The organism is Phytopseudomonas straminea, from assembly GCF_900112645.1.
In the GTDB taxonomy this organism is placed as follows: domain Bacteria; phylum Pseudomonadota; class Gammaproteobacteria; order Pseudomonadales; family Pseudomonadaceae; genus Aquipseudomonas; species Aquipseudomonas straminea.
On the sequence record NZ_FOMO01000008.1, the window covers coordinates 69,030 to 93,843 of the forward strand.

Annotated in this window: 23 protein-coding genes; 6 read left to right on the forward strand and 17 right to left on the reverse strand. The window is 64.9% G+C overall.

Going from position 1 to position 24,814, the window contains the following annotated elements:
- Positions 1 to 134: 134 nt before the first annotated feature.
- Complete coding sequence (locus BM279_RS18155; protein ID WP_093506014.1) at positions 135 to 1,058, reverse strand: AraC family transcriptional regulator; 924 nt, start codon at positions 1,056 to 1,058, stop codon at positions 135 to 137.
- 297 nt (positions 1,059 to 1,355) lie between these two features.
- Here BM279_RS18155 and BM279_RS18160 point away from each other — a divergent pair, with 297 nt between their 5' ends.
- Positions 1,356 to 1,871: a nuclear transport factor 2 family protein gene (locus BM279_RS18160; protein ID WP_093506016.1), complete on the forward strand. Its 516-nt coding sequence runs from the start codon at positions 1,356 to 1,358 to the stop codon at positions 1,869 to 1,871.
- A 125-nt stretch (positions 1,872 to 1,996) separates the two neighbouring features.
- Complete coding sequence (locus BM279_RS18165; RefSeq protein WP_093506018.1) at positions 1,997 to 2,236, forward strand: Atu4866 domain-containing protein; 240 nt, start codon at positions 1,997 to 1,999, stop codon at positions 2,234 to 2,236.
- A 37-nt stretch (positions 2,237 to 2,273) separates the two neighbouring features.
- On the opposite strand, the gene BM279_RS18170 is transcribed toward BM279_RS18165, so the two are convergent.
- From BM279_RS18170 to BM279_RS18200, 7 genes are all read right to left on the reverse strand, one after another.
- Positions 2,274 to 2,756, reverse strand: a complete 483-nt coding sequence (locus tag BM279_RS18170) for an OsmC family protein (protein WP_093506020.1) — start codon at positions 2,754 to 2,756, stop codon at positions 2,274 to 2,276.
- A gap of 196 nt (positions 2,757 to 2,952) precedes the next feature.
- Entirely contained in the window at positions 2,953 to 4,245 is a 1,293-nt protein-coding gene (locus BM279_RS18175; RefSeq protein WP_093506022.1) for a PQQ-dependent sugar dehydrogenase, read from the reverse strand.
- Entirely contained in the window at positions 4,242 to 4,670 is a 429-nt protein-coding gene (locus BM279_RS18180; RefSeq protein WP_093506024.1) for a DUF2231 domain-containing protein, read from the reverse strand. Before BM279_RS18180 ends, BM279_RS18175 begins: the two co-directional genes overlap by 4 nt.
- Before the next feature lie 241 nt (positions 4,671 to 4,911).
- On the reverse strand, positions 4,912 to 5,928 hold the full coding sequence (locus BM279_RS18185; RefSeq protein ID WP_027909273.1) for a histone deacetylase family protein: 1,017 nt from the start codon (positions 5,926 to 5,928) through the stop codon (positions 4,912 to 4,914).
- A 61-nt stretch (positions 5,929 to 5,989) separates the two neighbouring features.
- The gene (locus BM279_RS18190) at positions 5,990 to 6,943 is read right to left on the reverse strand and encodes a 2-hydroxyacid dehydrogenase (RefSeq protein WP_093506026.1); all 954 of its coding nucleotides are present in this window, start codon (positions 6,941 to 6,943) and stop codon (positions 5,990 to 5,992) included.
- Complete coding sequence (locus BM279_RS18195) at positions 6,927 to 7,682, reverse strand: class II aldolase/adducin family protein (protein ID WP_093506028.1); 756 nt, start codon at positions 7,680 to 7,682, stop codon at positions 6,927 to 6,929. Before BM279_RS18195 ends, BM279_RS18190 begins: the two co-directional genes overlap by 17 nt.
- The gene (locus BM279_RS18200) at positions 7,679 to 8,992 is read right to left on the reverse strand and encodes an MFS transporter (protein WP_093506030.1); all 1,314 of its coding nucleotides are present in this window, start codon (positions 8,990 to 8,992) and stop codon (positions 7,679 to 7,681) included. The genes BM279_RS18195 and BM279_RS18200 overlap by 4 nt, the downstream gene beginning before the upstream one ends.
- A gap of 165 nt (positions 8,993 to 9,157) precedes the next feature.
- Between BM279_RS18200 and BM279_RS18205 the strand changes: the two genes are divergently transcribed.
- Entirely contained in the window at positions 9,158 to 10,123 is a 966-nt protein-coding gene (locus BM279_RS18205) for a LysR family transcriptional regulator (protein ID WP_027905836.1), read from the forward strand.
- Between the two features lie 244 nt (positions 10,124 to 10,367).
- Here BM279_RS18205 and BM279_RS18210 read toward each other — a convergent pair whose 3' ends face one another.
- From BM279_RS18210 to BM279_RS18235, 6 genes are all read right to left on the reverse strand, one after another.
- Positions 10,368 to 11,024: a hypothetical protein gene (locus BM279_RS18210; protein WP_093506032.1), complete on the reverse strand. Its 657-nt coding sequence runs from the start codon at positions 11,022 to 11,024 to the stop codon at positions 10,368 to 10,370.
- Between the two features lie 186 nt (positions 11,025 to 11,210).
- The gene (locus BM279_RS18215; RefSeq protein WP_093506034.1) at positions 11,211 to 12,917 is read right to left on the reverse strand and encodes an amidase; all 1,707 of its coding nucleotides are present in this window, start codon (positions 12,915 to 12,917) and stop codon (positions 11,211 to 11,213) included.
- Between the two features lie 17 nt (positions 12,918 to 12,934).
- Positions 12,935 to 14,302, reverse strand: coding sequence for a glutamine synthetase family protein (locus tag BM279_RS18220; protein ID WP_093506036.1), 1,368 nt, complete (start codon positions 14,300 to 14,302; stop codon positions 12,935 to 12,937).
- Positions 14,303 to 14,368: 66 nt separating this feature from the next.
- Complete coding sequence (locus BM279_RS18225) at positions 14,369 to 15,760, reverse strand: aspartate aminotransferase family protein (protein ID WP_093506038.1); 1,392 nt, start codon at positions 15,758 to 15,760, stop codon at positions 14,369 to 14,371.
- Positions 15,761 to 15,800: 40 nt separating this feature from the next.
- Positions 15,801 to 16,556: an SDR family NAD(P)-dependent oxidoreductase gene (locus BM279_RS18230; RefSeq protein WP_093506040.1), complete on the reverse strand. Its 756-nt coding sequence runs from the start codon at positions 16,554 to 16,556 to the stop codon at positions 15,801 to 15,803.
- 54 nt (positions 16,557 to 16,610) lie between these two features.
- The gene (locus BM279_RS18235) at positions 16,611 to 17,387 is read right to left on the reverse strand and encodes an SDR family NAD(P)-dependent oxidoreductase (RefSeq protein ID WP_093506042.1); all 777 of its coding nucleotides are present in this window, start codon (positions 17,385 to 17,387) and stop codon (positions 16,611 to 16,613) included.
- Positions 17,388 to 17,478: 91 nt separating this feature from the next.
- Between BM279_RS18235 and BM279_RS18240 the strand changes: the two genes are divergently transcribed.
- The gene (locus BM279_RS18240) at positions 17,479 to 18,381 is read left to right on the forward strand and encodes a LysR family transcriptional regulator (RefSeq protein WP_013790316.1); all 903 of its coding nucleotides are present in this window, start codon (positions 17,479 to 17,481) and stop codon (positions 18,379 to 18,381) included.
- Positions 18,382 to 18,407: 26 nt separating this feature from the next.
- Here BM279_RS18240 and BM279_RS18245 read toward each other — a convergent pair whose 3' ends face one another.
- Both BM279_RS18245 and BM279_RS18250 read right to left on the reverse strand, forming a co-directional pair.
- Positions 18,408 to 19,955, reverse strand: a complete 1,548-nt coding sequence (locus BM279_RS18245; RefSeq protein WP_093506044.1) for a GGDEF domain-containing protein — start codon at positions 19,953 to 19,955, stop codon at positions 18,408 to 18,410.
- A gap of 141 nt (positions 19,956 to 20,096) precedes the next feature.
- Positions 20,097 to 20,462: a hypothetical protein gene (locus tag BM279_RS18250; RefSeq protein ID WP_093506046.1), complete on the reverse strand. Its 366-nt coding sequence runs from the start codon at positions 20,460 to 20,462 to the stop codon at positions 20,097 to 20,099.
- 225 nt (positions 20,463 to 20,687) lie between these two features.
- On the opposite strand from BM279_RS18250, the gene BM279_RS18255 reads away from it, so the two are divergent.
- Complete coding sequence (locus BM279_RS18255) at positions 20,688 to 21,935, forward strand: MFS transporter (RefSeq protein WP_093506048.1); 1,248 nt, start codon at positions 20,688 to 20,690, stop codon at positions 21,933 to 21,935.
- Here BM279_RS18255 and BM279_RS18260 read toward each other — a convergent pair.
- Entirely contained in the window at positions 21,895 to 22,416 is a 522-nt protein-coding gene (locus BM279_RS18260; RefSeq protein ID WP_093506050.1) for a GNAT family N-acetyltransferase, read from the reverse strand. The two genes, BM279_RS18255 and BM279_RS18260, sit on opposite strands and share 41 nt — an antisense overlap.
- Before the next feature lie 178 nt (positions 22,417 to 22,594).
- Between BM279_RS18260 and BM279_RS18265 the strand changes: the two genes are divergently transcribed.
- On the forward strand, positions 22,595 to 24,775 hold the full coding sequence (locus BM279_RS18265) for a TonB-dependent siderophore receptor (protein ID WP_093506052.1): 2,181 nt from the start codon (positions 22,595 to 22,597) through the stop codon (positions 24,773 to 24,775).
- Positions 24,776 to 24,814: the final 39 nt, after the last annotated feature.

A 24,814-nucleotide genomic window follows, 5' to 3' on the forward strand; every position in this document is an offset into this window, starting at 1 on the left:
GCGTCGCAGCGCCAATCTAGCAGGCGCTGCGCGCTTCTCAAGAGCCGACTCGTTGCAAATTATAACGAGCCAAAAATCGGCGAATCACTTTGAAATTCATGAAAAAGTTCCCGTAATGCGCTTTAAAATTCGCATCAGGCCTGGGCTGCAAGAGCGCCCGACTCTCGAACCGGTACCCAGGCGCTGCCACGCAACCGGCTGGCATCCCTGGCCGGTGGCAGGCCGAACAGGCGCACGTAATCGCGGCTGAACTGCGAGGGGCTTTCGTAACCGACACGGTAACCAGCGCCTGCCGCATCGAGCGCTTCGGCGACCATCAGGCGGCGCGCTTCCTGGAGGCGCAAGTGGGTGCGAAATTCCAGCGGGCTCATCGCCGTGACGGCTTTGAAGTGGGCATGGAAGGTCGAGCGGCTCATGCCGGCGATATCGGCCATGTCGTCGATCCGGCAGGCCTCGGCGTAATGATTGCGCAGCCAGACGATGGCCTTGGCGATCTGATTCAGGCGGCTGTCGGCCTTGACCATCTGCCGCACCATGGCGCCGCCCCTGCCGATCAGCAGGCGGTAGAGGATCTCGCGCACGGTCAGCGGTGCCAGCTCGGCGATGTCGCCGGGCGCATCGAGCAGGCCGGCAAGTCGGGCGGCGGCGTCGAGCAGTTCCGGCGTGGTTTCGCCGAGCTGGATGCCGGCAGCGGGTGCACCGTCCTTGTCGTCCGCCGGGTAGCGCAGCACCAGGTCGCTCAGCACCGGCATGTCCAGGTCGACCACCAGACACAGATAGGGCTCCTGCTCACTCGCTTCGATCACCGAGCCCATCACCGGCACGTCCACGGAGGCGATCAGGTAATTGGCCGCATCGTAGACATAGGTCGTGGCGCCGGCCGTCACTCGCTTGCGCCCCTGGACGATCAGGCAAAGGGTCGGTTCGTAGACCACCGGCATCGGCGCGGTCGGCGTGCAGGAGCGCACCAGGCTGACGCCGGGAATCGCCGTCGATCGAATGCCGTCACCCGGCGTATGGCGACCGATGATCTCTACCAGCTTGTGCAGCGAATCCATGGCAGCTCCTTTGATAACCAGGGTATTACAAGGTTTTTCAAGCGGATGATCAGGTAAGTATCCGGGACGATCCGGCTACGAGCATAACGCGCCGCACCGGCAGACTCCTCTACGACAGATCGGCAGCCAGCGGGTATGGCTCTTGATTCGTACTGAGTGGACAACACTGCACAGCAGCACGAACTCAGACGATCAGGCAGGCGGATCCGTTCGCAGGTTCCACAAAATTGGCGACGCCGGCCAGCATAGGTCAGGCGCGCCGATCAGACAGACCAACTGGAAGAGAGGCAATCAACCATGCGTATTGCAACCTTGCGTCACACCCGTGCCGCGGCACTTGGCGGTGCCCTGCTGCTCGGCGTTCTGCTGCCTGGCCTGGCCCAGGCGGACGTGAACAGCGAAGTCGAAGCCCGCAACAAGCAGGCCGTCAGCGAAGCGTTCGATCGCTGGGCAGCCGGCGGCAATACCTTCTTCCGCGACATCCTGGCGCCCGACGTGGTGTGGACCATCAAAGGCTCGGGACCCAGCGCCGGCACCCATCACGGCGTGGACGCCTTCGTAGGCCAGGCGGTCCAGCCGTTCGCCGCACGCCTGTCCGAGCCAGTGCGGCCGGTGAGCAAGCAGGTGTGGGCCGATGGCGACCACGTGATCATCCAGTGGGACGGCACCGGCGTGGCCCGCGATGGCCAGCCCTATCGCAACAGCTACGCGTGGATCTTTCGCATGCGCGACGGCAAGGCCTACGAGGTATCGGCGTACCTCGACCTGCCGGCCTACGACGATGTGCTGCAGCGCATCCCAGATCCGGCGTGACGGCCATGAATTGCCGAGCTACCTGCCTGCGCGCCCTGCTCATGGGCGCGCTTCTGGCGGCACCCGCTGCGGTGCTTGCTACCTCATCCACCACGGCGACAACGTCGCCCAACCAGGAGAACGCCATGGCCAACCATCCCTACGTCGGCATGTGGGTCACCGACGACGGCCAGATCCGCCACGAACTGCTGCCCAACGGGCGCTACGACGAAGCACGCGGCAGCCGGGAAAGTGCCTATCAAGGTCGTTATGAAATCACCGGCACCCATATCGACTACTGGGACGACACCGGCTTCACCGCCGATGGCGAGTTCGTCGACCGCGACACGCTGCACCACGGCGGCATGATCTTTCGCCGCCGCTAGCGGATGCGGGCCGCCTCGGTATCGGGGCGGCCTTTTTTCAGGCCGGAGTCTCGATCAACAGCTCGGGCTCGTGGCTGACCGGGAAATTCATCGAGCGGGCGATAAAGCACATTTCATGGGCCTGATGATGCAGTGCACGAGCCTTTTCCAGATCGCTGCCGGCGGCCAGCGTCACTTTCGGCCGCAGCACCACTGAGGTGAACTGCCCGGCACCGTCGGCCTGTTCGAGCATGGCGCCCTGGGCGTTGTCCTCGTAGGCGATCACAACGATGCCGGCACCGGCGCACAGGCCCAGATACCAGAGCTTGTGGCAGGCGGAAAGCGACGCGACCAGCAGCTCCTCGGGGTTCCAGCGCGCCGGGTCACCTCGAAAGCTCGGGTCGGACGAGCCGGCGATGGTGGGCTTGCCAGCGGCCTCGATGCTGTGGGCACGGCTGTAACCGCGATAGGAAGAAGTGCCGCTGCCCTCGTTGCCGGTCCAGGTCACGCGTACGTCGTAGTGATGCTGTTTGTCCGCCATCTGCTGCTCCTGAAAATGGATGACTGATCCAGGCAGACGAGCGTAGCGCGTAAACGCATTGGCAGTGGCGATTTCGAGGTGATTGGAGAACGCGGCAGGACGACTTAGCACCGACATTGCATCAGCGCGGTACAGCTCGATCGTCTGCTGTGATTGAGTGAATCTCGAGGCGGCTAGCCGCCCCGAGACATCAGGCTCACTGATTGCGCGTCACGCGCCAGATGGTGTTGGACAGATCGTCAGCGATGATCAGCGCGCCTTTCGGGTCGACCGTTACGCCCACCGGGCGGCCACGGGTCTTGCCATCCTCGCCGCGGAAGCCGGTGGCGAAGTCGATGGGCTCGCCAGCCGGACGGCCATCGGCGAACGGCACGAAGATCACCTTGTAGCCCACCGGGTTATCGCGGTTCCAGCTGCCGTGCTCACCGACGAACACGCCGTTGGCGAACTGCTCGCCCATCTCCGGGATGGAGAAGTCGACGCCCAGCGCCGCTACGTGGGAGCCGAGGGCGTAGTCCGGCTTGATGGTGATTTCGACCATTTCCGGCTTGTGCGGCTGCACGCGGGTGTCGGCATTCGGGCCCCAGTAGGCGTAAGGCCAGCCGTAGAACTTGCCCTCCTGCACCGAGGTCAGGTAATCCGGCACCAGGTCCGGACCCAGCTCGTCACGCTCGTTGACTACCGCCCACAACTGCCCGGTTTCCGGCTGGATGGTCAGCGCGGTCGGGTTGCGCAGGCCGGTCGCGTAGGGTTTGTGCATGCCGCTTTCGGCATCGATCTGCCAGACCAGCGCACGGTCGGCCTCGACTTCCATGCCGCGCTCGCCGATGTTGCTGTTCGAGCCGATGCCGACATACAGATAGCGACCATCGGGGCTGATGGTCATCGCCTTGGTCCAGTGATGGTTGATCTCTTTCGGCAGGTCGGTGACCTTGGCCGGCTCGCCGCTGGCCTGGGTCTGGCCGTCCTGGTAGTCGAAGCGCACCACCGCGTCCTGGTTGGCCACGTACAGGTTGCCCTCATGGAAGGCCAGGCCGTAGGGCGCATTGAGGTTCTCGGCGAATACCGTCTGGGTTTCGTAGGTGCCGTCACCGTCGGCATCACGCAGCAGGGTCAGGCGGTTACCGCCTTTGACCTTGGTATTGCCCTGGGCCTTGATGTAGCTGGCGATCACGTCCTTGGGCTTGAGCTTGGCCGCATTGCCGCCACGGCCCTCGGCCACCAGGATGTCGCCGTTGGGCAGCACCAGGGTCTGGCGCGGAATCTTCAGGTCGGTGGCGATCGCCGTGATGCTGAAGCCTTCCGGCACGTCGGGCTTGCGGTCGCCCCACTCCGCCGGCTCGGCGATCTTCATGCTCGGCAGCAGGCCGCGTTGTGGCTCGGGCAATTTCGGGTTGGGGCCGCGCTCGAGGGTGGTGTCCGCTTCGCCGCCGCAGGCGCCGAGCAGCAGCGCCATGCTGAGGGTGGTCAGTGCACTTGCCGTTTTCATCGCTCACCTCCCGAACGCAGGTTGCTCAGGCCCAGCCAGGCGGTGATCACCGCCAGCACGGCGACGACTACCGACAGCACCAGCCCGGTGGGCATCACCGCCCAGGCGTCCTTGGCGTGCTCGAAGGCGTTGATCAGCCCGATTACCCAGGTGACCAGCAGCAGCAGGAAATACAGCACCGGGCGACCGGCCTTGCGCTGCGCACCGATCAGGTTGCCCAGGGCGAACAGCAGCGCCAGGCCGGCGAACAGCAAGCCGCCGGCGATCAGCCAGGCCGCGAAGTTGGCCCACTGGATCTGGAAGCTGTTGTAGTAGGCGATATCGCTCAGCAGCGCGCCGAGAAACAGCGGAACGGTGCCGGCCAGCAGCATCGCGTGCAGCGGCCCTGGCCTGTAGCGGTAGTCGGGGTGGGTGGTAACGGTCACGGTGGCTCCTTATCGTTCAGCGATCCCGGGGCTGGAAGCCGGCGCACCTGCACCGGCCCATCTGGCTCGCGCTGACAGCGCATAGGGGAAGATTGCGCTGCCGGAACGTTAGTTCACCTCCATTTCAGGGCGGAAATATCTTGAAAGATCCAGCAACGACCGCCCCCTTTAAGCCCTGAGCGTGCCGCTACCTCCTGACAGTACTGCTGCATCATCGGGGTCTAGGTGCGTTGCAGCTTGCTCAGCCCAGCAGCCCCTTGAAGAACCGCGAGGCGTTCTCGTCGAGGGTGGCGATGTCGTACCCGCCTTCCTGCACTACCACGCACGGCAGGCCAAGGGCGCGGATGCGCCGGCCCAGTTGCTCGAAACCGGCGTGGCTGACCGCGACCTTGGACTGCGGGTCGTTCTCGTAGATATCGAAGCCTAGCGACAGCACCAGCACCTGCGGCGCGAACGCGCTGATCGCCTGTTCGGCCTGGCCCAGGCAGGTGAAGAAGTCCGCCTCAGAGGCGCCATGTGCCATCGGCAGGTTCAGGTTGTAACCCTTGCCGGCCCCTGCGCCCTGCTCGTCGTCGAAGCCGGCCACCACCGGGTAGAAGTTGGTCGGGTCGCCATGGATGGAAACGTACTGCACGTCGTCGCGCTCGTAGAAGATTTCCTGGATGCCCTGGCCGTGGTGCATGTCGGTGTCGAGGATGGTGACCCGCTCGAAACTGGCGCGCAGCACCTGGGCAGCGATGGCCGCATTGTTGAGAAAGCAGAAGCCGCCGGCCGCCTCGGCCCGCGCGTGGTGACCCGGCGGGCGGCACAGCGCGTAGGCCTGTGGCTCGCCATCACGTACCGCCAGGGCGGCAGCGACGGCGGCCTGGGCCGACCAGTAGGCGGCCGTCCAGGTGTGCTCGCCGATCGGGCAACTGCCGTCGGCAAGGTAGCGCGCGGTCTTGCCGAGAATGCCGCGCAACGGATTGTTCTCGCGGATGAAGATGTTCGACATCACCTCGTCGCCCCAGTCCTCGTCGACCTCGTGCCACTGGGCGTAGGCGCTTTGCAGGTAGTCCAGATAGGCGTCGCTGTGCACCGCACGCAGCGGCGCGAGGCCGTGATCCGCCGGCTCGACGACCGCGAAGCCGAGCTGGCGGGCCATGGCCAGCAACGGGTCGATACGTGCCGGAATTTCCTGGGGCTCGCGCATCTGCCCACGGGACAGGTAACTGCGGGGATGATGCAGGCGTTGCTGAGGGTGGAAAAAGGTTTTCATGGCGATTGTCCGTAGTCGTGACAGAGAGGAGCGCGCATCACTGGCGGCGCCCGTCGGCGATTCAGTAACCCAGCGCGGGATCGACCTGATGGTTCAGTGGCAGGCCGGCGTGCAGGCGCTGCAGGTTGTCGGCGATCTGCCGGGCGATGCAGGCGTCGGACGCCGCCGACGCCATGTGCGGCGTGACCCACACGCCGGGCGCCTGCCAGAGCGGCGAGTCGCGGTGCAGCGGCTCGCTGGCGAACACGTCCAGCAAGGCGCCGCGCAACTGGCCGCTGGCCAACGCATCGAGCAGATCGGCCTCCACCAGATGCTCGCCGCGACCGCAGTTGATCAGCGCCGCGCCCTGGGCCAGATGCCCGAACAGTTCATGGTCGAGCAGGCCGCGTGTGGTGGCGGTCAGCGGCAGCAGGTTGACCAGCAGGTCCAGGCCATCGAGAAAGCCGGCCAACGCGTCGGCGCCGGCAAAGGTGGCGATGCCCTCCAGCTCCCGCGACGTCCGCGCCCAGCCGCGTACCCCATAGCCGGCCTGGGCCAGCCGCGCGGCCACTGGCGTGCCGATGGCGCCCAGGCCCATAACGCCGACCCGGTAATCCCGCGCCGCACGCTGCACCGGCCGCTGCCATTGCTGGCTCGCGCGCCCCTCGATCACCTGATCGAACCCGCGATGAAAATGCAGCACGCCCCAGTGCACGTATTCGGCCATGCCCTGCGAGTGGTCGGGGTCGACCACCCGACACACGGGAAGCCCGGCAGGCCTGGAGCGGTCATGCTCCAGATGGTCGACGCCCGAGCCGATCGAGTGGATCAGCCGCAGCGCCGGCAAACGCCCCAGGCTGCCCTCGGCAGGGTACCAGCAGGCCGCGACCTGGGCCCGTTCGGCGCCCGGTTCATCGGGGCGCAGCACCCTGAGTTCGGGGGCATGGCGGGCGAACAGCTCGGCGAGCCAGTCTTCGAGCGGCCGCTCACGGCACAGCAGCACCACGCTGGGCAGGGTTTCAGCGGCACCAGTCATCACGCTGCTCCTCGATCAGGCTGAGGGCGGCCTGCCAGGCCAGGTCGATGATGCCGTCGATACCGTCGCGGGCGAACTGCGCGGCTGTGTGCTCGCACACCGCTTCGCTGGGAACGTTCAATGCCACGCCCGCCGCCATCGCCTGGATCTGCGCCTGGCAGGCACGCTCCAGGAAATAGATCTCGTGAAAGGCGTGGGCCACGCTCTGGCCGCCGGCCAGCAGACCATGGTTACGCAGGATCATCGCCTTGTGGCTGCCCAGGTCCGCCACCAGGCGCACGCGTTCTTCCAGCGACAGGGCGATGCCTTCATAGGTGTGATACGCCAGGTTGCCGTAGAACTTCAGCGCATGCTGGGTCAGTGGCAGCAAGCCGTCACGCTGGGCGGCCACGGCCATGCCGGCAGCGGTGTGGGTGTGCACGATGCAGCGCATGTCCGGGCGGGCTTCGTGAATCGCCGAATGGATGACGAAGCCGGCAGCGTTGACCCGCCGCTGGCCACCCAGGCGATCCACCACATTGCCCTGCAGGTCGATCAGCACCAGGTCGCTGGCGCGCATCTTCTCGAACGCCACGCCGTAGCGGTTGATCAGGAAGTGATGCGCCGGCCCCGGCACCCGCAGGGTGATATGGGTGTCGATCAGATCGGTCATGCGATAGTAGGCGACCAGCCGGTACAGGGCGGCCAGCTCGCAGCGCGCCTGCCATTCGGCATCGCTGATGATCTCGGGCTTGCTCATGGGGTCACGACCTCCGGGTTGGACAGGCTGGGGTTGCGGCGCTCCTCGGCGCGCAAGCGCGACAGGCCGATCACGCCGACCAGCGACATCAGGGCCAGCACGCTGAAGAACAGCGCCAGCGGCATCCATTGCCCGGCGAACTGCCCGGCCAGGTAGGTGCCGATCAGCGGCGTGAGGCCGCCAGTCAGGCCGCTGCCCAGTTGATAGGCGACGGAAATGCCCGAGTAGCGCACCTGGGCGGCAAAGGCCTCGGCCATGTAGCCGGCGATCGCCGAATACAGCGCCGCCAGCAGCAACACGGCCAGGGCGATACCGGCGGTCATGTAGACCAGGTTGCCGGTCTGCACGAGCAGGAACATCGGGTATGGCACCAGCATGCACAGCGCCGCCACCCCCTTCAGGAAGCGCCCTTCACCGAAGCGTTCGGCCAGCAGTGCCGAACACGGCTGGGAGAGGAACTGCAGGATGGTGACCAGGAACAGGCAATCGAGAATGGTCGACTTGGAGATGCCCTGGTACTGGGTCACGTAGGTGATCATGAAGGTGTTGGTGAAGAAGAAGCCGCCCGAACCGATGGTCACCGCCGCCGCGGCGAACAGGATCTGCCGCCAGTTGTGGCGCAGCACGTCCTTCACCGGGCTCTTGGAGGTCTGCTTCTGCTCCTTGACCCTGGCGAACTCCGGCGACTCGGGCACGCCGAAGCGAATCGCCAGGCCCACCAGCATCAGCACGCCGCTGAGCAGGAACGGCACGCGCCAGCCCCAGGTCATCAGCGCCTCCTGATCCATCTCGCTGATGGCGCGAAAGGCGATCAGCGCCAGCAGCAGGCCCGCTGGGCTACCCAGCTGGGCGAATGATGCGAAGAACACCTTGCGGCCCTTGGGCGCGTGTTCGCTGGCCATCAGCACCGCCCCGCCCCACTCGCCGCCGACCGAGATGCCCTGCAGGAAACGCAGCGCCACCAGGCCGATCGGCCCCCAGATGCCGGCCTGGGCATAGGTCGGCAGCAGGCCGATGCAGGTGGTGGCCACGCCCATCAGCACCATGGTGAACAACAGCATCTTCTTGCGCCCCAGGCGATCACCCAGGTGGCCGAACACCACGCCGGCGAATGGTCGGGCGATGAAGCCGACGGCGAAGGTGGCGAACGCCGCCATGGTGCTCAGCATCGCGTTGTCGCTGGGAAAGAACAGCTGCCCGAGCACCAGCGCCGCGGCGAAGGCGTAGATGTAGAAATCGTAGAATTCGATGGTGGTGCCGATGAAGGCGGCCGCCGCGGCACGACGCGGCGTGGAGGTTGGGGTGGTCATCGCAGGCTCCCGGATTCGTTTTTATAGGCAGGAGAAAAAGCACATCCCCGGTGGGGATCGGTCGCACTCTGGCGGTGCATTGTCAGATCATGCTCCCGACCATATGCTAAGCAAAGCTTCTAATTTCAATACTCAAGTATAAGTAAAACGGATACTTAACCGCCTATGAATGCCGGCTATCGCCATGCCGAAGCACGCCGTTTTCTCAACGACCGGCTGGACTGGAACCTGCTGCGCACCTTTCTGGTGATCGGCCAGGAAGGCAGCATCAGCCGCGCCGCTGCGCGCCTGCACCTGAGCCAGCCGGCGGTGAGCCAGGCGCTCAAGCGCCTCGAGGAGCAACTGGAAAGCGCCCTGGTGATCCGCAGCGGGCCGCGCATCACGCTGTCCAAGGCAGGCGAGGAAGTCATGCAGATCGCCGCCGAGCTTTACGGCACGGTGTCGCGCCTGGGCCCGGCACTCGACGCGCCGGAAGAAACCGTCGCCGGCAAGATCCGCATCCTGATGATCAGCCGCATCGAGTCGAGCTTCTACGACGACTTCCTGGCCAACTTTCACGTCGACTACCCGCGGGTGGAGTTCGAATTCGACGTGCTGCGCAGCTCCGACGTGGTCAGCGCCCTGCTGCAGAAAACCGCCTCGTTCGGGCTGAGCCTGTGCCGCACGCCACAGCCGCGGCTGGAGCAACGGGTGATGCTCAAGCAGCGTTATGCGTTCTTCTGCGGCAAGCGCCATGCCCTGTTCGGGCGCAACGACCTGAAGCTGGCGGATCTGAAAAGCGAGAACTTCGTGAGTTTCACCAGCGACCAGATTGGCGGCAACCTGTCGCCGCTGACCATCTTTCGCGACCAGCAGGGCTTCACCGGGCGCATCGTCGCCTCATCGTCGAGCCTCGACGAGATCCGTCGCCTGGTCGCCGCCGGCTACGGCATCGGCTGCCTGCCCGAACATATCGTCGCCAAGGACGTGCAAGCCGGCGAAGTGTGGCGCCTGCCGCCGGCGGAGGGAGTGATCGACGTGAACGTCTACCTGCTATGGAACCGCGACCAGAAGCGTACCCACGCCGAGGCGGTGTTCCTGGAGCGCTTCGAACAGGCGCTGCTGGCCACCGACGTGCGCAACAGGTTCTGAGAGCCTGTCATGATTTTTCAGTTCAGGTTCGGCGATTTTGGCAACAAAGTGGCGCAAGGGGCCGTCCAACTATCCTGTGGGAACGGGCCATGCCCGTGATTTTTTCGCGGGCATGGACTGGGCGTCCCCGCCCGTTCCCACAATGGATCAGTGATGTCCGCTTCTGCCTGGTACCTGCCGCTTCAGGCACACAAGGATCGTGAAGAGGTTCTAAGGCGAGCCGCCAGGGCCGCCCGCCAGCAACTCAGTCCGCCGACGGCTCGCCATAGCGCCAGCGAATGAAGTTGTGCAGGGCCAGCAGGCCGCAGATGATCACGAAGGGAATCAGCAGCACGCCGGCGACGATCGAGCCCCACCAAGCCACGCCGCTCTGCCAGGTCTGGCCCTTGCCGGCCGCCACGAAGACCAGGCGGGTATCCACTTCGCCAAAGCGAGCATCCGGGTTCAGCACCTGCACCTGCAGGCGGTAGTCACCGGGCTGCATGGGAATGCGCGCCACGGCGCGGGTGATCTGGTCGCTGCCGTAGCTGGTCAGCTCGTCGCCCAGCGAACCCTGCCCTTCGGACAACAGCTCACCAGCCGGGGTGAGCAGCTTCCAGGCCAGGGTCAGCGGTGCCGGGGGGTACTCGACCCACTGCTCGTTCTCCCAGATCGGCCCGCCAGACAGCTTGCGCACCGTGAACAGCGGCAGCTCGGCGGTGGAGAACACCACGGCCAGGGTGTCGAATTCCAGGGTCCGGGTCTCTACCGGCAGCTCGACGGTTTCGCCCTGATCGAGGCGCACCGGGGCGTCCAGCGGCAACGTGGTGGCCCAGACGAAGAACAGCCGGAACGCGATGACCAGCACCAGCAGGCTCAGCCCTACACCGCCCCAGAGAAAGGTTTTGCTCTTGTGACTCAAAGCTCGACTCCCAGCGACTGCTGCAAAAATACAGGCGCAAGGCTACTCGATATGAGGCGTTGGATTCACCTGCGCCAATGCGTCGCAGGCGATGAAAACGCGGGAAATGCAACAGCCCGAAACTCAGGGCCCAGGGAGGTATTCCACGGACCAGACGTTGCCGAACGCGGCAACGTCTGGTGAGGGTCAGACTCCGAGCGGCGGCGTGCGCGGCGGGATCTGCCGTTTGTTGCCGGTCGCCTCGTAGGCGGAAGCCAGTTGCAGCAGCGCGTTGTCGTCGTAGGCGCGGCCGGCGAAGGTCAGACCGACCGGCATGCCGATATCGGCCATCACGCCCATGGGCACGGTGACGGTGGGCACGCCCTGGTGGCGGATGGCGAGGTTGCCGTTGGCGACCCAGATACCGTTGCTCCAGGCGATATCGGCGGATACCGGATTGACGTCCGCATCCGCCGGGCCGACATCGGCCACCGCCGGGAAGATCACCGCGTCGAGCTGCAGGCTGTCCATCCAGTCCTCGAGATCCAGCTTGCGGGTCTTTTCCAAGGCGCGCATGCCTTCCGGCGCGCTGGCCACCTCGTTCCACGGCGTGATGCCGCGCTGGGCCATGCGCACGTACTCGTCCATGCCGACGGCCAGGTCATCTTCACGGTTGGGCAACGTGCCCGGCTCGTGAGGGAAGATCTGCGGGCCGTCGACGTCGGCCAGACGATTGAGTTTCGGGTCGCCATTGGCGCGCAGAAAATCGTCGAATGCCCACGCCGTCAGCTCACCCAGTTCGTCGAGCAGGAACTGGTGCGGCACCAGGCCACGGTTGTATACGGTCGGCGCACCGGGGCGGTCGCCCTCGCAGTTGGAGACCAGCGGGAAGTCCACCTCGATCACCGTGGCACCGGCGCTTTCCAGCGCGGCACGAGCCTGTTCCCACAGCGCGATCACCGAGGCACGGGTGTCGATACGCTGGCCGGTCGGTCCGCCGATGCCCGGCTTTTCGCTGGTGCCGGCCAGCTCATCCTTGTTGATGTACATGCGCGGCACGCCCAGGCGTTTGCCTTTCAGCGCTTCAGGCTTGGCTGCCAGAGCAAGGTAGGACGCCGGGCGCACCTCGGACGGTTTGGGCAGCGGCACCCAGGGCTGAAGACGCCACAGGTCACCACGGGTATCAGGGTCATCAGCGACTACCACGTCGAGCACTTCGAGCAGGTCGCTCATGCTGCGCGCGTAAGGCACCACAACGTCCATGGTCGGGGTCAGCGGCCAGTTGCCGCGCACCGAGATCACCCCGCGCGAGGGTGTGTAGGCGCACAGGCCGTTGTTCGACGCCGGGCCGCGTCCGCTCGACCAGGTTTCCTCGGCAAGGCCAAAGGCGGAAAAGCTCGCCGCCGTGGCCGTGCCGGCACCATTGGACGAGCCGGAGGCGAACGGTGCGGTGAGGTAGTTGGCGTTGTACGGGCTTTCCGCACGGCCATACACGCCGCGCTGCATGCCGCCATTGGCCATCGGCGGCATATTGGTCTTGCCCAGGCAGATGGCGCCGGCAGCACGCAGCCGCTCGATGGTGAAGGCGTCGCGTTGGGCGACCAGATCCTTGAAGGCCGGGCTGCCGGAAGCGGCAGTCAGGCCCTTGACCAGATAACTGTCTTTAGCGGTGTAGGGGATGCCATCCAACGGGCTCAGCAGCTCGCCGCGGGCGCGGCGGGCATCGGAGGCTTCGGCTTCCTTTAGGGCATCGGGATTACGCACCACCACGGCGTTGAGCGCCGCGGCAGTGTGCGCGCCATCGTAAGCGTCGATCCGCGCCAGGTAGGCCTTCACCAGCTCGACCGCTGTGGTGCGGCCAGCCTCGAGCGCCGCACGCAGCTCGGCGATGGAGACTTCGGTTACTTCGATCATATCGTCACCTTTTCCACTCAGGCGTGGTTCAGATACCAGCGCCAGTCCTGCTCGCCGACCTCAGCCATGAACTGACGGTACTCGGTTTTCTTGATCGCCAGGAACACCTTGAGGAATTCCTCGCCCAGGGCTTCGCGGGCCCAGGTCGACGCTTCCAGCGCGCGCAATGCGGTAAGCCAGTCGGTGGGCAGGAACTCGGTGGCCTGCTCGTAGCCATTGCCGACGATGGCGGCGCCCGGATCGATCTGCTCACGGATGCCGTGATGGATGCCGGCGAGAATCGCCGCGGCCGCCAGGTACGGGTTGGCGTCGGCGCCGCAGATGCGGTGCTCGATATGGCGGCTGACCGCCGGGCCGCCCGGTACGCGGAACGACACGGTGCGGTTGTTAACGCCCCAGCTCTTGGCCAGCGGCGCGTAGCTGTTGGCCTGGAAGCGACGGAACGAGTTGGCGTTGGGGCAGAAGATCGCCAGGGAGTCGAGCAGCGTGGCCATCATGCCGCCGATGGAGTGGCGCAGCAGCGGTGTGCCCTGCGGGTCCTCACTGGCGTACAGGTTGTTGCCCTGTTCGTCGGCCAGGCTGACGTGCATGTGCATGCCGCTGCCGGCCAGGTCGCCGAACGGCTTGGCCATGAAGCAGGCCTGCAGGCCGTGCTTGTTGGCCACGCCCTTGACCAGGCGCTTGTAGCGCAGGCCCTCATCGACGGCCTGCAGCGCATCGAAGCGATGCTCCAGGGTTAGCTCCAGCTGGCCCGGTGCGTATTCGGAAATCGCCGTACGTACTGGCAGGCCCTGGGCTTCGCAGGCCGCATAGAGATCATCGAGAAACGGCTGCACCTGCTCCAGCTCGTACACACCGTAAACCTGGGGTGCTTCGGGGCGCACGCCATTCATCTGTACCGCCGGTTGCGGGCGGCCGCTGGCGTCGCGCTGCTTGTCGAGCAAGTAGAACTCCAGCTCCACAGCCATTACCGGGTAGAAACCGTCAGCCTTGAGTCGGTCGATAACCCGCACCAGCGCGTGGCGCGGATCGGCTGGCGCGGCAGGCAGGCCCTGAGTCGGGTGCATGCTCACCTGCAGTTGCCCGGTTGGTGTGCTGCGCCAGGGTTGTAGGGTCAGGCTGCCGGGCAGCGGGTAGGTCCAGCAATCGGCGTCGGCCACTTCCCAGACCAGGCCGGTGGCTTCGACGTCCTCACCCTGCATGGTCAGGGCCAGGATGGAGCTGGGCAGCGGGCGACCGTTCTGGTAGATCGCCAGCAGCTCTTCACGGTGCAGCAGCTTGCCGCGCGGAATGCCGTTGGCGTCGATCAGCATCAGTTCGATGCTGCGCACCTCCGGGTGGGCAGCGAGAAAATCGCGGGCTTCCTGAATGTCGGCGAATTGCATGATCAGTACTCGAAAAGGATGACGGAAACACCGGCGCAATCATCACGATCGCGCCGGCCAGCAGGGTTAGGCGCGGGCACCGGGAATCGCCAGCAGCTCGTTCAGCCCCTCATCGAGGGTGGCGATCAGCTTGTCGACGTCGGCAGCGGTGGTTTCCGGGCTGCACAGGGTCATGTTGTGGAACGGCGTGATAAGGATGCCGCGGTTGATCAGGTACAGGTGCATGGCCATCTGCAGGTTGTCGTGGAACGCCGCTTCGGCCTCGGCACCGGTTTTCGGCGAAGTGGCACAGAACTGGAATTCACAGCGCGCGCCCAGCTCGGTCACCGACCAGTTCAGGCCGTGCTTGCTGACCAGGCCGCGCAGGCCCTCGGCCAGACGTGCCGACAGCGACAGCATGTGCTCGTAGGCAGCAGGCGTCATCACCTGCTCCAGGTTCACCCGCATGCAGCGCATCGCCAGGGCGTTGGCCGACAGCGTGGTGCCCATGCCGCTGTGGCCGTGGCCGCTGCTGGTTTCGCTGGCGTGCTGCTGGGCCAGGCGCATGGCCTGGGCCATTTCGTGGCTGCAACCGTACACCGAGCACGGCACGCCGCCAGCAATCGGCTTGCCGAGGGTGATGAAGTCCGGCTTCAGATTCCAGGCCTTGGTACAACCGCCAGGGCCGGTGGAGATGGTGTGAGTTTCGTCGATGATCAGCAGGCTGCCGTATTTCTTGCTTAGCTCACGGACCTTTTCCATGAAGCCTGGCTCGGGCAACACCATGCCGATGTTGGTCATCGCCGGCTCACAGAGAATCGCTGCCACGTCGCCCTGGGCGAGGGCCGCTTCCAGCGCCGCTACATCGTTGAACGGTACGGCGCGGCTGGTTTTGGCCAAGTTGCGGGCCTGACCGATCAGGCCGCCGCGGTGCACGGTACGGCCCTCCTTGCAGCGCACCATCACATCGTCGACAGTACCGTGGTAGCAGCCGTCGAACACCAGCAGCACCTTACGATTGGTAATGGCGCGGGCCCAACGGACCACGAAGCGGTTGGCGTCGGTCGCGGTAGTCGCCACCTGCCAGAACGGCAGGCCAAAACGCTCGGCGAGCAGTTCCCCGGCGATGATCGCGTCTTCGCCCGGGAGCATGGTGGTCAGGCCATTGGCGCCCTGCTCGGCGAGTGCCTTGGCGATGGGATCCGGCGAGTGGCCGAACATGCTGCCGGTGTCGCCCAGGCAGAAGTCGATGTACTCGTGGCCGTCGACATCATAGAAACGCGCGCCCTTGGCGCGGCTGACGAACAACGAACTGGGCATCGACCAGTCGTTCATCCAGTGCATCGGCACGCCGCCGAACAGGGAGTTGCGGGCACGCTTGGCAAGCTCGGCGGATTTCGGGTTGCGTTGCAGGAAAACCTCGCGCTCACGGGCTGCGAAGGTTTCTACGGCTTTATCGTTGATGCCACTCTGGTACATGGGAAGGCTCCTATTATTGTCAATTGGGTCGGCGCAACACTCAGTTGCCGGCCGACACACCACAGTCGATTGCCAGGTCCGCGCCGGTGATCGAGCGGGTGCTGCTCTGGCAGAGGAAGAACACCAGATCGGCCACTTCGCCGGGCTGGATGAAACGGGCGGCTTCGCCTTGCGGATACTTGGCGAGCAGCTCCTGGTAGTAGGCGCTCATGTCGCCATTGCCGTAGCGCTCGGCCTGGAACTTGAGCATCGGGGTTTCCACATCGCCCGGCGAAACGCTGTTGCAGCGCACGCCATCGGGGGCCAGGTCCAGCGCCAGCGCCTTGGTCATGACGGTCACCGCGCCCTTGCTCGCGCAGTACGCAGCGGCGTTGCGGTTGCCCTGGCGGCCGGCGTCGCTGGAGATGTTGACGATGGCGCCCTTGCTCTCGCGCAGCGCCGGGATACTGGCCGAGCACATGAAGAAGGTGGCCTTGAGGTTCACGTCCAGCACGATGTCGAAGTCTTCTTCGCTGAATGTCTCCACCGGACCTTCACGCCACACACCGGCGCAGTTGACCAGGGCGTCCAGGCGGCCGGTGCTGGCCAGTAGCGCGGCGACCACCTCGCGGCAGGCGCCGGGCTTGCGGATGTCCGCGGCGTGGGCGCCGACCACCTTGCCAGCGGCCTGCAGGCCAGCCAGGCCGGTTGCGTCCAGGTCGGTACCGAACACGCGCCAGCCGCTGGCGGCGAAACGCTCGCACACGGCCTGGCCGATTCCGCCGAGCACACCGGTAATCAGAACGACAGGTTGCATCAGGTTCACTCCTCGGCTCTGCAAGCCGTTTGGTAATCGGTTGACAGGTTGTGTTCAGGGCGCCTTGTTCTCGATCAGCGCGTTACCGCCATCGATGGTCAGCGTCTCGCCAGTGATGTAGCTGGCTTCCGGCGACGCCAGAAAGGCCACCGCGGCCGCGACTTCTTCGGGATGCCCGGCGCGCCCCACCGGCACGTAGGCGGCGGCGCGCTGTTCTTCCGGCTGGGTGGCGCCGGTGGCGATCCAGCCTGGCGCAACTGAGTTGACGGTGATCCCCTGCCCAGCCACCTCCAGCGCCAGCGACAGGTTGAGGCCGACCATGCCGGCCTTGGCCGCGCTGTAACCGGCCTCACCTGGGTTGCCGACGCGGGTACCGGTCACCGAACTGACGTGCACCACGCGGCCATAACCGCGCTGCTGCATGCCCGGCAGCACAGCGCGGGTAAGCAGGAAGGCGGTGGTCAGGTTGCGCGAGATCGACAGGTTCCAGATATCCAGGCTCATCTTGGAGACCTCGACGAAAGGCTCGGGGCTACCCTGCATGGCCATGCCGGCGTTGTTGACGAGGATGTCGATCTGCCCCCAGCAGGCTTCGGCCCAACGGGCGAAGTCCTGCACCTGGGCCTCGTCGGTCAGGTCGACCGCGCGGCCTTCGGCTTCAAAGCCCGCAGCGCGCAGCTCGGCCACTCGCTCGGCAATGCGCGCGCTGCTGGCGGTGACGATCAGCTTGACGCCCGCAGCACCGAGGCGACGCGCGATGGCCATACCGATGCCACTCTCGCTGCCGGCACCGCTGACCAACGCGACCTGACCTGCCATTGCCCTGAACATACCCACCTCATGAATCGAGTTCTGATGGGCTGGATGCTAAGCGCATAAATCTGATACAAAAAGACAACTGTTATCAGGAAATCTGACAATCATGGTCTTCACCAGCGAATCACTGCGGGTCTTTCTCGCCGTCATCGACGAAGGCTCGTTCTCCGCCGCCGCCCGGGTGCTGGGCCGTGTGCCCTCGGCCGTGAACATGGCTGTCTCGCAACTGGAGGCCGAGCTGGACCTGGAGCTGTTCGACCGTTCGACCCGCAAGGCACTGCCTACGCCCGCCGCCCGCGCTCTGGAGCCACAGGCGCGGCAGGTGGTCAGCCAGCTGAACCTGCTTGATGCTCACGCCTTGCAACTGCACAAGGGCCTGGAGCGGCGCCTGGTGATCGCCATGGCGCCGGAGCTGCAGACCGGCGCCTGGAGCCGGCCGCTGACTACCCTGGCGCGGGAATTCCCGACCCTGGAAATCGAAATCCGCTCGGCCGCACAGACCGACGCAGTGCGCATGATTCACGAGGGCAGCGCGCAGGTGGCGTTGATGTTCGAGCGCCCCGGTATCGATGAACGCGAGGCTTTCGCCGAGGCCGGCAGCCAACTGCTCACCGCGGTGGCAGCGCCGGGCTATCCGTTCGACAGTGAGGGCAAGCGGCTGGATGCCGGGCAGATGGCTGACACCCGTCAGATCGTGGTGGCCAGCGGTGACCCCCAGGCCTCGGAGCCGCAGATCGTGCTGTCGCACCGGGTGTGGCTGACCGACAGCTACATGGCCACCCTCGATCTGGTACAGGCCGGCATGGGCTGGGCGTACCTGCCTCACCCACTGGTACAGCCGATGATCGACTCGGGTGTGCTGGCGGCGGTGAAGTTCGACAACATGGCCAGCCAGATCCGCCTGTGGGTCGATGTGATCTGGTACAAGAGCCGCCCGCTGGGCCTCGGCGCACGCCGTTATCTACAGTTGCTGCGCGAGCAAGTGGAGGCCGGCCCGGCGCGCTCATAGGGTGTGACGGGCAACGGATCGGCAGCTTAAAGCGCAGCCAGTACCACGCGGTTGCGCCCGCCACCCTTGGCGGCGTAGAGCGCCTGGTCGGCAGCGGCCACCATGGCTTCGGCGTCGCTGAAATCGACGCCAGGCACGCCGGCTACCACACCGACGCTCACGGTGATCTGGTCATAGGCGGACTGACGATGTTCGATACCCAGATGCTGCACCGCCTCCCGCACCTGTTCGGCCATGGCCAGGGCCTGTTCGGCGGACACGCCCGGCAGCACGATGGCCATTTCTTCGCCGCCGTAACGCGCTACCAGATCGCCCTCACGGCGCACCCGGGCGCGCATCGCCTTGGCGACCTCGATCAGCGCCTGGTCGCCGCGCTGGTGCCCGTAGGCATCGTTGTAGCCCTTGAAGAAATCCACATCGACCAATGCGAAAGCCAGCGAAGTGCCCTCGTGTCGAGCGCGTAAAAAGGCGCTGGCCAGATAGGCGTCGAGATGTCGGCGGTTGGCCAGACCGGTCAGCCCATCCTCAGTGGCCAGGGTTTTCAGAGTGGTATTGGCGGTCGCCAGGGACTTATGAGCAGCGCGCAGCTCAAGGGCCATGGCAGACTGCCGGCCCAGCGCACGCAGCACCAGCAAGCCCATTATGCCGACGCCGAACACCGCCCCAACGGCAAAGCTCCACATCGTCCAGGCACGCTGCCGCCAGGCCACCAGCGCCTGCTCCTCGGGGGCGGCGACCGCCACCAGCATCGGGTACTTGAGGCTGGAATCGAAGCCGTAGACCCGCCGCACGCCGTCGACGATGGCGTTCAACGTTACCGCTCCCCTTGGCGTGCCACTGTTGATGGCCTGCAGCATCGGGCTCTGGGAAATGTTGGTCAGGTAGGTCTGTGCATCGCTTTCGGAGCGGGCGAGGATGGTGCCATCACGTTTGGCCAGCACCACGATGCCCTGCTCGCCAAGCGGCAGCGAACGGTACAGAGTGCGGAATCGTTCGACGCTGAGGGTGGCCAGGGCGACGCCCTGAAAGGTGCCGTCATCGTCATAGATGCCTTTCGACAACGTGATGACCCACTGTCCGGTGGTTTTGCCCAGCACCGGCTGGCCGATGTACAGCTCGCTGCCGCCACTCTTTCGGTGGTGTTGGAAATACACGCGATCGGCGTTGTTGAGCGCCTGGGTGTCGCCATTGGTAGCCAGGAAGTACTGGCCACGAGCGTCGGACATGTACAGGCCATCCAGCTCGCCCAGCTCACGTATCTGGGTTCTGGCCACCTGATTCAGTTTACGAATGTTGGCCTCACCATGGCCGCCGGAGCGGTGCATGGAGACCAGCGCAGTGAGCACGGTATCGGCCACGCGGATGGTCGATTCTGCCTGGCTGTTCAGCGCCACCGCCAGGGTCTGCATGGCTTCGGTGTTCTTGGCCAGGGCCTGGGCCTTGTCCCAGCTCACGTGCAATGCGGTGGACAGCAGCAAAATGGCGCAGACGAAAACCACCGCGGCGATCAGCAGGCTGCGTGGATTACCCGCACCGGAAGGCAGGTCGAATTGCCGTCGACCGGAATCATGCACGTCTGATACTCCCTGTTCGCCGCCCTGCCATCGCCTGGCCCCTGCCCCTTGGCCGAACAAGCACTGAGCAATCGGGCGCGCACAGCGTACGCACAGATAGGCGAAGTGCCCAGCCCCCTGTGCAGGCGATATAGATCTCGGTCACGGTTGTGTCGAACAAGGCGATTCGTCCCTTGCGCAGTCGAGGCTGGCGAACCACTCGGCGTAGGGACTATTGGCGACCAGATAGCGGTTGTAGTCCGGCGCGCCATCGCGCCACCACACCGGCCCGCGCTCGCCCAGCGCGACCTTGCTGGCCTGCACCTGGCCGCGTGCCTGCCGAAGCGATTCGGCGTCGTCCACTGCCTTGGCGGCCTTGACCAGACGACGGGCCTCCATCAGCTCGCCCACCAGTGCCTGGCGCTGCGCCTCGTTCAGCTCCGGATTGGAACAGCGCCACAGCCGACCACGGACGATCAGGTAACGACCGTCGGGCGTGGTCAGAGCGGCAGTCTTGCGTCGGCTCATCGGCTAGAGGCCGCCTGCAGTAGCTGTTGATGGTTATGCATCGAGTCTTGCCATCGGTCGCGGTGTGTTGAAAGTCGACCCGCCTGGCAGCAAGGAAGTTTAAGCCATTGCCGAATCGGGCAAGACAGGCGGCGCTTGCGGCCTTAAGCTTGGCGCCCTGTTCCGCCATCCGGGTGACTTGGTTCGAAACGCCAGCAGGCCCGACCGTCATATGAAGCCTTGCCCATGAAATCCACAACACCCGATCTCACCCCCGCCACCTCCGCCCCGCAGGCCCAGAACTTTCTGCTGCCGGTGGTCGGCGCCGCCGCCTTCTCGCACCTGCTCAACGACCTGATCCAGTCGGTGATGCCCGCCGTGTTTCCGATGCTCAAGGCGCAGTTCTCCTTGAGCTTCGCGCAGATCGGCTGGATCGGCCTGGTCTACCAGATCACCGCCTCGCTACTGCAGCCGTGGATCGGCATGTACACCGACAAGCATCCCAAACCCTACCTGCTGCCATCGGGCATGCTGATGACCTTTATCGGCATCGCCCTGCTCGCCTTCGCCAGCAGTTACGAGATGCTGTTGCTGTCGGCAGCGGTGGTCGGCGTGGGCTCGGCGACCTTCCACCCGGAAGCCTCGCGTATCGCGCGGATGGCTTCAGGCGGGCGCTTCGGCACCGCGCAGTCTACCTTCCAGGTCGGCGGCAACTCGGGCTCGGCGCTCGGCCCGCTGCTGGCGGCGGCCATCGTCATCCCCTACGGCCAGCACGCCATCGCCTGGTTCATGCTGGCCGCCGCGCTGGCGATCTTCGTCCTCTGCCGCCTGACCATCTGGAGCGTGCACCATGGCCAGGCCAAGCTGAAGAGCCTGGCCGGCAAGCAGACCGCTGGCCTGGGCCGCGCCCAGGTGATCCAGGCCATCGCAGTGATCTGCGTGCTGATGTTCGCCAAGTTCGTGTACATCGCGGCGTTCACCAACTTCTTCACCTTCTACCTGATCGAGCGCTTCGCCATGAGCGTTCAGCAGAGCCAGATCTACCTGTTCATCTTTCTCGCCGCGGTGGCGTTCGGCACCTTCGCCGGCGGCCCGGTGGGTGACCGCATCGGCCGCAAGGCGGTGATCTGGATTTCCTTCATGGGCGTGGCGCCCTTCGCCCTGGCCCTGCCTTACGTTGGCGCCACGGCGACGGCGGTGCTGGCGATCATGATCGGCCTGGTGATGTCTTCGGCCTTCGCCGCCCTGGTGGTCTACGCCCAGGAAGCGGTGCCGGGGCGCGTGGGCATGGTCTCCGGGCTGATGTTCGGACTGATGTTCGGCATTGGTGGCATCGGTGCTGCAGCCCTAGGCGAGCTGGCCGACGTGCACGGCATCGTCTGGGTCTACCACCTGGTGTCCTTCCTGCCGTTGCTGGGCCTGGCCACCGCGCTGCTGCCGCGCACCCAGCCGCTCAAGCCCCAGGCGCCCGTGGCGACGCCAGCCAGTCGATAAGCTGCCGCCCGCGGCTAAACAGTTCGTACTGCAGGTAGCCGCGAGCATTGACGCCAACCGCGACGAACCCGGCGTGCTCATAGAGCAGCCGGGCCGGATTGTCGCCCCGCACATCCAGGCTCAGTCTCTCCAAGCCCGCCTGTCGCGCTTGCTCGATATAACCCTCCATCAACCTGCGGCCAATCCCCTTGCGCCTGTGCGCCTCGCTGACGTGCAGGGTGCACAGCTCGGCACTGCCCTGCTCCTCTCGCCATAGCGAATAACCCACCAGCTCGCCATCGATACAGGCGATGGTCAGCCGCTCGAAGTTCTCGACCCACTGTTCGATATGCCGCTCGGCAACCATTCGCCAGTCGTGCTCATGCTGCGGTTCCCACTGGCGGATATAGCCCAGTTCGCCCCGGTAGATGGCCGGCAGGTCGGTGACCCGCGCCGGCCGAAACACCACCACCGCAAGACTATTTTCGAGCTCACGTGTCATCTCGCCCCCTTGGTAGCCGTAGGCCGAGCGGCCAATGCTTGCCCCTCTCCACACATTAAACCGTTGATCAACCGAGGTATTTGATCAGGATGCGTTGTCATCGGGGAACTTTTCGGCAATATAATAATAACGATTCTCAAAATCATAACGTCTACAAATACATATTCAGGGAACCTCCATGTCGCGCCTCACCCCGCCCCGCTGCTTCGCGTCGTCCCGCAATCACCTGGCTCTTGCCATCTGCATGGCTACCATCACGCCGGCCATGGCCCAAGAAAGCAGCGAGGCGCAGGACGGCGCCGCCAGCGGTGTGCTGGAACTCGGCGCCACCGAGATCACCAACACCCAGCTGGGCAGCACCACCGAAGGCTCGCGCTCCTACACCACCGGCGCCATGTCCACCGCCACCAAGCTACCCATGACCATGCGCGAAACGCCCCAGGCGACTACCGTGATCACCCGTCAGCGCATGGACGACATGGGCATGACCAGCATCAATGACGCCATCGCCGCCACGCCCGGGGTGTTTCTCAGCTACGCCAGCGGCCCAGGCCGGCAAACCTATTACGCCCGCGGCTTCGAGATCGACAACCTGATGTATGACGGCATCCCCAGCGGCTACAACGGTGTAGGGGTGGGCGTGCAGCCGAATCTGGCGATGTTCGACCGGGTGGAGATCGTGCGCGGTGCCACCGGCCTGGTCACTGGCGCGGGCAACCCGTCGGCGGCGGTCAATATGGTGCGCAAGCGCCCGCTGGCCGATCAGCGCGTCACTCTCACCGGCGCGGCCGGCAGCTGGGACGACTACCGAGGCGAAGTCGACGCCTCCAGCCCGCTCAACGACAGTGGCACCCTGCGCGGTCGGGTGGTGACGTCCTATCGCGATGCCAACAGCTACGTCGACGGCGCCGAAGAAGATCACGGCCTGTTCTACGCCATCACCGAGGCGGACCTGAGCGACTTCACCACCCTGAGCGTCGGCTTCTCCCACCAGAAGGACAAGACCAACAACTTCTGGGGTGCCTCGCTGGTCGGCCTCGATGGTCGCCACCAGGACCTGCCGCGCTCTTACAACCCGGGCACCAGCTGGGAAAACAAGGAGCAGGAAACCAATACGCTGTTCGCCGAACTGCGCCACCAGCTGGCCAATGACTGGAAGTTACAGGTCAATGCCGATTACTCCGACCTGAACGCGATCTTTTCGGGCTCATACCAATCACGATTCGCCGCAGACAGAAGTCTGCAGCGCACCGTCTGGCAAGCCAAATACGACGAGCACAAGATCGGTCTGGATAGTTTCGTCAGTGGTCCGTTCGAGGCTCTCGGGCGCACTCATGAACTGGTAGTAGGTGCCAGCAAACGCATCGCGGACATGAACACCCACAGCTACAGCCCTTATGTAACAACCTGGCCGGTAGACGGCGGCAAACCGGACTTCACGCGTACCGGCAGCAAGCGCACCGTCACCACCCAAGATGGCGTTTACGTCACCACCCGCCTGAGCCTGGCAGACCCGCTGAAACTGATCCTCGGCGGTCGCCTGGATTGGTACGACTACGACGACAAGGAAAGCTCGACGGCCGATTACAAGGTTACCCGCAACGTCACCCGCTACGCCGGGCTGATCTACGACCTGGATGACCACCACTCGGTCTATGTCAGCTACAGCGACATTTTCACCCCGCAAGACGAGAAGGACAGCAGCGGGACCCCGGTAACCCCTATCGTTGGCAAGAACTACGAAGTGGGGATCAAGGGCGAGTACTTCGATGGCGCACTCAATGCCAGCGCAGCCTTGTTCCGCATCGACCAGGAAAACCGTGCGGTTGAAACCACGCCGCTGGGCTGCCCGCAGGCAAAATGCTACGACGCCTCCGGTGAGGTACGCAGCCAGGGTATCGACCTTGAGGTTCAGGGGGCGCTGACCGAGAACTGGCAACTGGGCGCGGGCTATACCTACGCCCGTGTGCACACCATCAAGGACGCCAAGAATCCGCAGAATGAGAATCAGCGCTTCGATACCGATATGCCGGAGCACCTGTTCAAACTCTCAACCGTCTATCGCTTTCAGGGCCCGCTGGAGAAGTTGCGCGTCGGCGGCAACCTTTCCTGGCAGAGCCGGATGTACAACGATATCCCGTTGGACAACGGCAGCAGCTACCGTCTCAAGCAAAAAGCCTACGCCCTCACCAACCTGATGGCAGGCTACGCGGTGAACGAGAATCTGGATCTACAGCTCAACGCCAACAACATCTTCGACAAGAAGTACTACTCGTCGATTTCCACGTCCACGCAGTACGGCGGCGACACCTATGGCGCCCCACGCAACCTGATGCTGACTGCCAAGTACAGCTTCTGAGCCAACACCAGCGCATAAAAAAGCCAGTCGATATGACTG